This is a genomic window from Paracoccus sp. FO-3, assembly GCF_006386455.1.
Lineage (GTDB): Bacteria > Pseudomonadota > Alphaproteobacteria > Rhodobacterales > Rhodobacteraceae > Paracoccus > Paracoccus versutus.
This window is the reverse complement of record NZ_VCBQ01000136.1, coordinates 1-9,867: the sequence shown is the minus strand read 5'-3', so window position 1 is coordinate 9,867 and position 9,867 is coordinate 1. Positions and strand designations below refer to the sequence as shown.

13 protein-coding genes and 2 pseudogenes are annotated in these 9,867 nt (G+C 61.1%); 4 read left to right on the top strand and 11 right to left on the bottom strand.

Features of this window, described 5'->3' with window-relative positions; translation table 11 throughout:
- Positions 1-566: 566 nt before the first annotated feature.
- Positions 567-1,073: a flavin reductase family protein gene (locus FE811_RS23735; protein WP_175562440.1), complete on the bottom strand. Its 507-nt coding sequence runs from the start codon at positions 1,071-1,073 to the stop codon at positions 567-569.
- Positions 1,073-1,888 carry a sugar phosphate isomerase/epimerase gene (locus FE811_RS23730; protein ID WP_072464420.1) on the bottom strand — a complete coding sequence of 272 codons (816 nt, stop codon included), beginning with the start codon at positions 1,886-1,888 and terminating at the stop codon, positions 1,073-1,075. Before FE811_RS23730 ends, FE811_RS23735 begins: the two co-directional genes overlap by 1 nt.
- Positions 1,889-2,021: 133 nt before the next feature.
- Between FE811_RS23730 and FE811_RS23725 the strand changes: the two genes are divergently transcribed.
- A complete protein-coding gene (locus tag FE811_RS23725) occupies positions 2,022-2,903 on the top strand; it encodes a LysR family transcriptional regulator (protein ID WP_181180943.1) in 882 nt (293 codons plus the stop codon).
- Positions 2,879-3,331 (top strand): annotated as a pseudogene (locus tag FE811_RS23720) (tyrosine-type recombinase/integrase); the annotation flags it as partial. The gene FE811_RS23725 and the pseudogene FE811_RS23720, both read left to right, overlap by 25 nt.
- Positions 3,332-3,360: 29 nt before the next feature.
- On the opposite strand, the pseudogene FE811_RS23715 reads toward FE811_RS23720, so the two are convergent.
- The 7 genes and pseudogenes from FE811_RS23715 to FE811_RS23685 form a co-directional block, all read right to left on the bottom strand.
- Positions 3,361-3,498 (bottom strand): annotated as a pseudogene (locus FE811_RS23715) (IS5/IS1182 family transposase); the annotation flags it as partial.
- A gap of 102 nt (positions 3,499-3,600) precedes the next feature.
- Positions 3,601-4,041, bottom strand: a complete 441-nt coding sequence (locus FE811_RS23710) for a YecA family protein (RefSeq protein ID WP_072464418.1) — start codon at positions 4,039-4,041, stop codon at positions 3,601-3,603.
- 89 nt (positions 4,042-4,130) lie between these two features.
- The gene (locus FE811_RS23705) at positions 4,131-4,547 is read right to left on the bottom strand and encodes a hypothetical protein (protein WP_072464409.1); all 417 of its coding nucleotides are present in this window, start codon (positions 4,545-4,547) and stop codon (positions 4,131-4,133) included.
- Positions 4,544-5,677 carry an STING domain-containing protein gene (locus tag FE811_RS23700; RefSeq protein ID WP_116222482.1) on the bottom strand — a complete coding sequence of 378 codons (1,134 nt, stop codon included), beginning with the start codon at positions 5,675-5,677 and terminating at the stop codon, positions 4,544-4,546. Before FE811_RS23700 ends, FE811_RS23705 begins: the two co-directional genes overlap by 4 nt.
- On the bottom strand, positions 5,661-6,107 hold the full coding sequence (locus FE811_RS23695) for a hypothetical protein (RefSeq protein WP_072464407.1): 447 nt from the start codon (positions 6,105-6,107) through the stop codon (positions 5,661-5,663). Before FE811_RS23695 ends, FE811_RS23700 begins: the two co-directional genes overlap by 17 nt.
- A gap of 180 nt (positions 6,108-6,287) precedes the next feature.
- Positions 6,288-6,896 (bottom strand): plasmid pRiA4b ORF-3 family protein, encoded by a 609-nt coding sequence (locus FE811_RS23690; protein WP_072464406.1) that lies wholly within the window; start codon positions 6,894-6,896, stop codon positions 6,288-6,290.
- A 15-nt stretch (positions 6,897-6,911) separates the two neighbouring features.
- Positions 6,912-7,229, bottom strand: coding sequence for an H-NS family nucleoid-associated regulatory protein (locus tag FE811_RS23685; RefSeq protein WP_072464405.1), 318 nt, complete (start codon positions 7,227-7,229; stop codon positions 6,912-6,914).
- Between the two features lie 214 nt (positions 7,230-7,443).
- On the opposite strand from FE811_RS23685, the gene FE811_RS23680 reads away from it, so the two are divergent.
- Positions 7,444-7,815: a thermonuclease family protein gene (locus FE811_RS23680; RefSeq protein WP_139294174.1), complete on the top strand. Its 372-nt coding sequence runs from the start codon at positions 7,444-7,446 to the stop codon at positions 7,813-7,815.
- Positions 7,816-8,199: 384 nt separating this feature from the next.
- Here FE811_RS23680 and FE811_RS23675 read toward each other — a convergent pair whose 3' ends face one another.
- Together FE811_RS23675 and FE811_RS23670 are read right to left on the bottom strand one after the other, a co-directional pair.
- Positions 8,200-8,658 (bottom strand): MFS transporter, encoded by a 459-nt coding sequence (locus FE811_RS23675; protein ID WP_083539362.1) that lies wholly within the window; start codon positions 8,656-8,658, stop codon positions 8,200-8,202.
- 22 nt (positions 8,659-8,680) lie between these two features.
- The gene (locus tag FE811_RS23670) at positions 8,681-9,043 is read right to left on the bottom strand and encodes a DoxX family protein (RefSeq protein ID WP_072464404.1); all 363 of its coding nucleotides are present in this window, start codon (positions 9,041-9,043) and stop codon (positions 8,681-8,683) included.
- A 148-nt stretch (positions 9,044-9,191) separates the two neighbouring features.
- Between FE811_RS23670 and FE811_RS23665 the strand changes: the two genes are divergently transcribed.
- Entirely contained in the window at positions 9,192-9,791 is a 600-nt protein-coding gene (locus FE811_RS23665; protein ID WP_072464403.1) for a TetR/AcrR family transcriptional regulator, read from the top strand.
- Positions 9,792-9,867 lie beyond the last annotated feature (76 nt).

Genomic DNA, 9,867 nt, shown 5'->3' with positions numbered 1-9,867 from the left:
GCGGCGGCCAGGACATAACGGACCGCCTTGAGATCGAAAGGCAAACCGGTTTCCGGCCACTGAACCGGGCGCTCCCATGACGGGGGACTGTTGATACGCAACATATTTTTCTTCCCTGTATTCCTCCAGAAGATGCGCCTCCGCGCTCCCTACCTGTGAAAGACATTCTGATATGCGCGGATCGTCCTGGCCTTATCGCGCCCTCCGTCAGCAATATATCACCCCAGCTGCGCCCAGCTGTGATGACCGGCCGAGTGTGCTTGTACGCATCCGCTGCTTGCACGCTATACAATCGGCGGTAACCACCGCCCTCACACGGCTCTCATAGCTATCACCCCGGCCGCAAGGCAATTCATCTGCACGGGAGGGCGCTTTCTGCTCCGGTCGGGCATGTCCGCCCGGCAGGCGGCGCAAAGCCCCAGATCCGCGGTGCATCGCGCATCAGCATCCGCGCCTCGATAAGGTCGAGGCGTCGGCAGACGGCCTCGGCATTGCCCGCGGTCTCGCATAGAGGCGTGCGCCTTTGCCATATTATCAAACAGGCCTTCCGAATTCGCACCGGAGTTTCAGACCACACCAACGTCGGGAAAATGCAATCCAGAGAATCGACTATCGGCATAAATCAATGGCGCGATCTCTTCGGACATCTCTACTGACAGAACCCTGCCGGCGAACACCCCATGCGAACCGTAATGCATAAAACCGTCCTGCTGACACAGCAAGCGCGCCTGAGCGCCCTCCAGCACCGGCACGCCGGCCAGGTCCCGCCAGATGCCAACGCCGAAACGATCCTCGCCCTTCAGGGCACCGCCGCAGGCACGGGCGACAGCCTCCTGCCCCTCGGCCAGGATATTGATGCAGAACCGCCCGCCGGCAGACAATGCCGGGTAGATCGAGGCAGTTCGGTTCACGGCAACCATCATCGCTGGCGGATCGAGGCTGAGGCTGTTGAGCGCCGTCGCGGCCATCGCGATACGCCGGTTCTCGTGGCGCATCGAAATCACGGCGACGGTCTGCGCCAGCCGCCGCAGGGCGAAGCGCACGCTCTCCGCCAGAGTGTCAGGTTCGGTCATTAGCGATATTCCTTTTCGAGCAGCGCCAATGTCGCCGCGATTGCCATGCGCGCGCGTTGGGCGGGTGGGACGGTCTCCTGCATCCGCATCATGGGAATTTCCAAGGCAACCGGCATGTCCGGGGGCAAGACGCGCAAGTAGTCCGGCAGCGGCAGAACGCCGTCGCCAGGAAGCAGACGATTGCGCGCCGAGTGATCGATATGGCCGGCCAGATCGGCCGGGATCGGCGGGGCGTCGCAGACGTGAAACACCCGCATCAGCGTGTGGTCGACCCGGGCCAGACGATCCGCACCGATGCACATGCGGTGCAGATGCAGCGCGTCCAGGACCAGCCTTGCGCTAGGCCCCGCACCCGAGATGATCTCCAGCGCCTGGTCCAGCGTCCCGGCGGCGCGATGGGCGATAGGCTCGAACCCGGCCTCCAGACCAAAGGCCGCGACCTCGCTGCAGAGGGCTGCGAAGCGGTCGCGCACTTCGGTGGGCTCGATCGCGCCGCGCTGGTCCGCGACCGCGATAACGCAGGGTCGGCCCAGCATGGCGGCGGCCTCAAGCACCTCGGGGGCGATCTGCGGGTCCGGCCCGCGCATCAGGACCCGGGCCTCGACCTCGGGGACGCTCAGCCCCGCGTCCTTCAGGCCGGCCGCGAAACGTCGGCACAGCGTCGGGTTTCCGACCAGCGGCGAGGCCGCCATGCCGGTCGCCGGATCGCATAGCCGCAGGCCCAACCCGGCATATCCGGCACCTGCCGCGATACGCAGCGCCTCGAACGGGTCATCGACAGGCGCTGTCAGATAGGAAAGATAAATCGGTCGCATCGGGTTCTCATATTGCGGCTTCGGCTGTTTGGGAAAAGCTTCGTGATCTCGCTACGGCATGGCATCGTCCGAATTAGGTATCCTGCGCGGCCCCCTGCGCCTTAGGCTTGCGGACCAGAAGGAGACGCCCGCAATGCCACACGAACCCACCTCTGCCCGCCACGGATCGCGCCTGCAACTGATCCTGCGCAACCTGCCGCATCTGCTGGCGGCACGGGACGCGGGCAGCCTGCACAGGGCGGGTGACCGGATGGGTATCGCACAATCCGCCTTGTCGCGGCGGATTGCCGAGGTCGAGGCGGAACTTGGCGGCCCCTTGTTCGAGCGGCTGTCCACCGGCATTCGCTGCACGTCGGCGGGTGCCGATTTCCTGACCGACGCCGCCCATCTGATGGCCGGCCTTGACCGCGCGATCCGCCGGTTCGAACTGAACCGAGCGGATGAGGATATGACACTGCGCATCGGCTTCAACAGCGCGGCGATGATGTTTCCGGCGATGGCGTCGGCGCTCAGCGGGTTTCGCCGCACCCATCCCCGCTGCGATCTGCGGCTGGCCGCACATCTGACCGAGGCACAATATATCCTTATTCATAAAGGAGAAATTGACATCGGCGTCGCCTATCTGCTGCGCAATGACCTGCCTTTACAGCACCGGATTCTGGCCGAGGATCGTATCGTTCTTGCGCTGCCCGCCGATCACCCTTTGGCCCTTTGGGACGTTCTTCCGAATGGGTCCGATCCCCTTCGCAGGCTGATCAAGACGCTGGGTGTCGACAGGTGCGGAGCAATTTCCGGCAGCTGCGCGTTGTGTCGCTCTTCGAGCGAGTCCGAGTGGCCACTATCGCCGATTGCTGCAGATGCAATGCCGCAACCTCCCAGGCCGCTTTCCGCCCGCGAGGCTGCGTGGGGCGACTCGGACATCTTTCTGGTACCATCGACTTGTCGGATCATCCGAAGTCAGGGCGGGGCTGGAGGACAGGAGGTAACACCATGTCCGCCAACTATCTTCCTGTGATCCGGCCCGAACGTCCCGCCTGGAACAAGGGGCGCATCATCGGCCAGAAGCGCCCCCTGCTGCCGAAACACGTATGGTCGATCCGCGTCCGCCTTGAGATGGCGGACAACCGACGCGACTTAGCGTTGTTCAACATGGCGGTCGACAGCAAACTTCGGGGTTGCGACTTGGTCTGCCTGAAGGTCCGGGACGTTTTCGCAGCGGGGAGGGTGAAGGAGCGCGCCTCGGTCACCCAGAGCAAGACGGGCAAACCGGTCCGCTTCGAGATCACCGAAACGACACGCCAGTCGCTTGAACGCTGGATCGCCGATCCGGAGATGCTTGGGCTGGAGTACCTCTGGCCCAGCCGTCTCCACCACAGTGCGCATCTGTCGACGCGACAGTATGCCCGCATCTTGCGTGAATGGGTCACATCGATAGGGCTCGATCCGAAATCTTGATCGCCACATAAATTGCCGCCATTCGTGCCGGTCGGTGCCGGCACCCACACCATATCCGGATCGAACCAGACAGTCAGGCAGCCACGCTGCTTCAGCACTTCGTTATAGGTCAGCCTGTTGTTGGTCTTGTAGTTCAGCGGGATGGGTCCGCTCATGATGTCCAGCTATCACCCTGAATTCACAAAATAAATCCTACAGCCTTTATTTAACAAAGCCTGTTGAAGGCTGCAACACGCCACGGACGAGATAGTCTCACTCTATGTGTAGAGCCTGAGATGGTCGATCGCTTCTCGGATAGTCACCAAATCGATCTGCTTGCGAGCCCGCCACAAATGCGCACGATGGCAGCGCTTGAAGCGTCGCTGCGACCCGCAAGGGCAGAGGGCGTTCGGTCCGATTACGGCTTCCTCAAGTAGATAGTGAAGCGCTGGGTATACTGCCGCATCGGTAGCCGGCATATCGAGCATGGCGCCAAGACCTTCTAGAAGTCCGAGCCTTCCGTGCGACCGTTCACCAAAAGGCCAGCGCTCTCGTTCGGGTAGCTGGGGGTTCTGCTCGTAGAACCACTGGCCGAAGAAGAAATCGTGCACTGTATCGCGCAGGTACCGCTCGAAGCTGCGATCACCCGTTCCAAGCCACTCTGTCCACACCCCTACGCAGCACAAGCCCTCAGTGTTGGGGTAGGCGAGCATCTTCATTCATGCTAGGTTCTAGGCGCAACAGTTCCGATTTATGAGCGGTCGCCGCGCCCTCCCCATACGAGTTCGGGTAGCCGGTGCAGCGACGCTTACCGGTCATTTGCCCGCTCAGTGAGCTGGACGATCGCATTGAAGCGCCCGTGTTTCTGGTCGAGCTGCGCATTCTGTACGTCGAAGCCCATCGCGATAATCGCGTTCTTGAGGGCTTCTACGGTACGGTCATAGCGTGCGACAACGATATGCTTTTCGTCGCCTTGACGAGCGATGTCGGTGACGGCTACCGTCGGAGGCTGCAATCCCCCACTCTTCGAAAGGAACTCCGCAAGTAGCGTGCATATCTGTTCGTCGCCCAGAGCTCCGAAGTTGAAGTCCGTCAGGACCCGTGGTTCCCTGTAATCGCGGCGCAGATAGAAATGCGGATCATCTCGAAAGCTGCCTTGGATCGAGAACTCGTCCTGGCGCAGGCCCAAGCCGCTTGGTTGGTAAGTCCATGCGAAACCGGTCATGTTTGTTCCCCGTTCCTGGGAGGTGCCGCAGGGATCGCATTCGGTCGCTTTAGCGGGTCAGTATTCATCAGCGCCTCGTTGTCCGACCACGGCCCGATTACTTTGCTCAACCAGACAATGTCGAATTGATCTAGCGGCCATTCAACCTGGTCGCGATTCTCGAAGATAAGCTCCCACAACACTGCTACAAAACGCCGTGCAAGGCGATCAGTCATGCGATCTCGATCAACGTCAGAGAAATATGGGGCTTGCATAACTTTGCGGTACTTGAAGCTTTTCGTGATTGTAAGAAGGGTTGTCGGAATGTCGAAAAAATACTCGACTTCAGGTCTGCTTCGAAGTTTCTGACCAAGAACTATTCTCTTGAACCAGTTTGGCGTGGTGGGCTTATTTGCGTGGGATACCCCAAGTTGCCGTCCAAGGGAGTTCGAAGTCAGATCGGTTCGCCCTTTCCCGAGTTCGCTGCTTGCTGCCCGACGAACATCCGAATCAGGAAGTTCGAAAGTGTCGGGTATCAAAATACGCAGTCGATAAAGTGAATATTCTTCAGGAAGCTCGCAGGTAAGGACGGGACCGAGGAAGTTGCGATAATACCCTTCCGCAAGGCCCCTGACGAACTCAGCATCGATCGGGGCAACACCTCGATAATAGTTTGATAGGATCGTCTCACCTATTGCCGGCGATCCTGAAAGAACCGCGCCGAGTTGCTTGTTGAAGCCCGTGCTCTGACCGCTGCTCAGTTCTTCAACCGTGACGCGCGGTATGAGGCTGAGTTTGAAATAGTGCTCGATTTTGTCCTGCTCGGTCTCATCAAGCTGTCCGATGGACGGTTCGTCAAAGCGCAGATACGCACAAGGCAAGCCGAGGGTGTGGGCGAAGGCGACTTCATAAATGACGTTCGGGTTGAAGCCGGTCAGATCGGCCACCAGAAGGTCGCAGCTGTCGATCTGCCCAAAAATCCAGTCGTTGAAGTCGTCCGAGCGAGTGTTGTCGGTTGGGACGGTCACCGACAGTTTGATTTCGTCCGCATCAGCCCGCTCGTTGACAACGCGCTTGATGTACTCGCGGATGAGGTTGTAACGTGCTTCATCGTGTGGCCCGACGACAAAGAGCTTAAGTGTTCGGATCATTGGCCAGTGCCTCGATAGATTCGTTCGGGTAGTCAGCCGTCCCGATCACGACGGCCGCGACCAGCGCGACCGACAGCATACCCCCGTACAGCAGCATAATAATCGGTGAAAACGCGGCATCGCGTAGGGGTACACAGTCCGGCGGCGGCGACATCGCAAAACTAATCTGCTCGTCACCCGTCTCGCGGACCGTATCGTACAGTTCCCGAAAGCGTTTCTCCTGCCGAAGATAGAAGACATCGATCGCTGCGAAGACGGCGATCGCAAGTACAGCTGGAAATACGAGCCGCGCCTCCGAGCGCTCGATGGCGATCGCCAACAGCGCGCTCGTGACCGTGACGCACCATCCGCGCGCGACGAAGGAGTTCTGGGCCATACGGCCGATGGCTTGGGTAATGAACTCGAGATGCTTAATACGTTCGCCGGCCACCAGCTACCCCCTTTGCTTTGCTGCGCAATAATCAATAGCCATTAGAAACGAACCTCCATACATTTCGCAGCGTCGGCCCGCTTCGCCCCATCGCAGCGTCTGCCATGTCGCACCGCCGTCAGCCGGCTTTCCGCCCGTATCGTCAGAAAATGCAACCACCGCACCGTTGACCACATCGCGCTACACCACTGGCTTCGGCTGGTGCAGGCGCCGTCGTACATTGGCACGGAACGTGTTGCGCAGATCCTTGTTGATGAGATTGAGATCGAACCATTCTGGGTCGAAATGCCCACCCGCCCAGCGGAGGTTCGCCTTGTGATCATCGTGTTCGGGATCGCGGATCGCTTCCAGGAAATCGCCATATGACCACGGACCGCCGACGTCTTCTGGTGGCCGGGCACGAGCGCCTTCGAGGGATTCGGCATGGCAGGGCACCGGATCGAGCGACAGCCATTCCTCGATCCTGATGACATGGTGCCAGTCGTCACCGAAGTCGTAGAGATAGGTGAAGGCGGCATCTCGCCCGACAAAATCCGCCAGCCGGACCTCGGTGTAGTCGAAGACTCTCGGCCCGCCATATCCGTCATCGAGCAAGTCGAGGTCGCCATAGCGCAACCCGCCGATGCGGAACTCATGCAGATGGCTGTCGGTCCAGCTGAAGGCAGCCTGGAGAACAAGGTGCAGTTTATCCAGCGTCCACTCGGCCGGAACGACGAGCCGCCGCCAGATCGGCGGCTCGATTTCCGCAAGTGACACGTGCAGGCGAACGGCGTTGTAAAGCTGGGACAAACCGCACTTCTCCGATCAGATCGCGAAGTCCTCAAGGGTTTTCCCGGCGACGAGTGCATCTGCGATCCATGCCGGTTTGCGGCCTCGACCCGACCAGGTGATCTCCGGGTTTTCCGGGTGGCGGTATTTGGCGACAGACTCGGACCGTTTCCGCGCCGGGGCAAAGCCCACCAGATCGGTCAGAGGGAAGCCAAGTTCATTGGCGAGCGCGTTCACTTTTGCAAATGCCTCGGCCTTCTGGCGGTCCTCGAAGCTGGAAATCGCTTTGGCGACGTTCTTTTCCAGCTGCTTCAATTCGGCAAGCGACAAGGCGGTCAGATCGATATCGGTCATCGGTATCCCCCGTTGTTATGCCACAGGTTTAATGCAGACTGGCTATCGGGGCAATTGCAGGCATCAGACGTGGTGCAGACCGGCAGGGCCGGATAGACCCCGCCCCATGAGCAGAAGACAACCTCCTCGCCGATACCGGACATCGCGGAACCGGGCCAGAACAGGCGGCTCCGCCCGGACCAACTGGGTTTCACCGGGCAGGGTCTTCGGCGCGATGGCAGCCGCGTTGAGCCTCGGGTTCTTCGTCATCGAACGCTTTCCCGAATATCTCGGGCACTTGCCCGGCCTTACCGCGATGGAAACCGTCGAGGGGCCGGTGACGCATATCCGCGATGGCGACACGATCGAGGTGGCTGGCATACCGATCCGCTTCGGCTCGCTCGATTGCGTCGAGCGCAACACCCGTGAGGGGCAGACCGCCACGGCCCGGACGCGCGAACTGGTTTCCAACCAGACCCTCACCCTGACCTGCGCCCTGAACGGCCCCAGCAGCCACGACCGGCATATCGGAAGCTGCCGGCTGCCGGACGGTCAGGATCTCGCCCCGGTCATGATCCGGGAGCGCTATTGCGGCAGGTTCTGGTAACCTGTCCGTGCTCGTAGCGCAGAAGGCATCGCCGGATCGGCTGCGCGGATGCAAATCCCGGCAACAGGCCGAGCGTGAACCCATCACCTTCTGCGGTCTTGCCCAGGTCCAGGTTCCAGCCACATTGAAGGAGCACCGCACCGGGCTGGCCGGAATGTAGCTCGCCAGAGGCGGGACAGCCTGCCGGGCGCAGAATGTCGTCCTGCTTATGGTTCTGCCTGCTGCCATGCTGCAGGTGATGCCGGGCTGGTCAGTATGATCACCTCTTCTTCTCCATGCCGGTTATCTGTCCGGCGGCTACATCGCCGGTCCGGGTTGCCGGGGACTGATCGCAGGGACCGGGTTATGCCTCTGGTGCAACCGGCGGGGGCCGGAAATCATGTTTCACGGAGGCTGGCGGGTTCCAATCACCGCATAGCCAAGCCCGGCCAGCAGCCCCCCGCCCAGGCCCTGAACGATCCGTCCGGCGATCAGGATCTCCATCGTCGGGCTGATGGCATTGCCGGCAGCGCCAAGCGCGAAGGTGACGAAGGCAATCAGATAGGCGCTGGCCGGCCCCCTGCTGTCAAGCAACCGGCTGACAAACAGCGAGGCCACGATGGCCGCGATGACGAAGCCGGTGGTGACCCAGGCATAATAGGCCTGCCCGCCGATATCCGCGACGATCAAGGGCATCAGCGCCGCGGTGAAGTAAAGGTTCATCGCATAAAGCAGGATGCCGCTGGCCATGACGGTGACGATGGCCAGATGCCGGCCGGACAGCAGATCGGACCAGCCGTCACGCGGATCATCAGGCATGCTTGCAGAACCGGCCACATCGGCCGGGTGGAAATTCGGGCTCATGAAGGGGACTCCGGGGTAAGGTTCAGGCCGTGGCGGGCCTGTGGGTCAGCGAAATGGCAAACACGACGAGCGCGACCGCCAGCACCACGGCGGGTGCTGCGGAATGGCCGTAATCGCCGTGGATCAGGGTCGTCAGCAGCGCCGCCGCCATCACCGCCGCTCCAAGCCCCGCGCCATAGGGGCGGGTCGCGGTGCGCGCGAGCAGGATGGCCGCAACCAGTTCGCAAAGTGCGGTCACATAGTGAAACCAGCCCGGATAGCCCCAGGCGGCATAGGCGGCCTCGTTTTCGGGCGAGAGAAACAGATTTCCCCAGGCCCCAAACAGGAAGAACGCGGCCAGCAGCAGCGCCAGCCCCTGTGTCAGCAGATGGATCGGTTTGTCCATGATACCTCGCGGAAAGATGGCCGCTGCCCCCCTGCTTTGTGCTGGACCGGGCGGTGGCGGCACAATAGATAGAGGCATCACTCTATCATCTTGGCCGGGCGGTCAAGAGATAAATAGAGCGTCCGCACTATTAAACCGGAGGCGCCTTATGGCACGCAAGATCGACCCCGAACAGCACAAGGGAAAACGGCAGGAGATCCTCGCCGCCGCGCATCGCTGTTTCCTGCGCCATGGGCTTCAGGGCGCCTCGATCTCGATGATCTGCAAGGAGGCGGGGATAAGCCCCGGTCACCTTTACCATTATTTCCCCAGCAAGGAGGCGATCATCGAGCAGATGGCCGACGATTACCTTGCCGCGCTGCACGGTCATTTCGGCGGCCATAGCCAGGAAACGCCGACCGCGACCGTGCTGCTGTCAGAGCTTTGGAGCATGTCGGGCTGGGACGACCTGTCCCATTGCCGCATCCTGTTCGAACTTCTGGCCGAGGCAGGGCGCAACCCGCGCATCCATACCATTCTGAAGGACAATACCGACGGTATCGGCGATCTGCTGACCGCCGCTCTGGCCGCCGGTCAGGCGCGTGGCGAGGTCGACCCAAGCCTCGATCCCCGCCATACCAGCGCGGTTCTGGTCGCGGTGCTGGACGCGGCTCCCATGCTGCCCTTGATGACTGATGGGCTTGACTTCGGGGAAAGCCGCAAGCTGATCACCACCATGGTCAGCCGTTTCCTGAGGCCGCAATCATGACACCGGACATGCCGACCATGGCCGCCGCCCCGACCCTGCTGGCCCTGGGTCTCTATACGATCGTGACCTCGGTCAC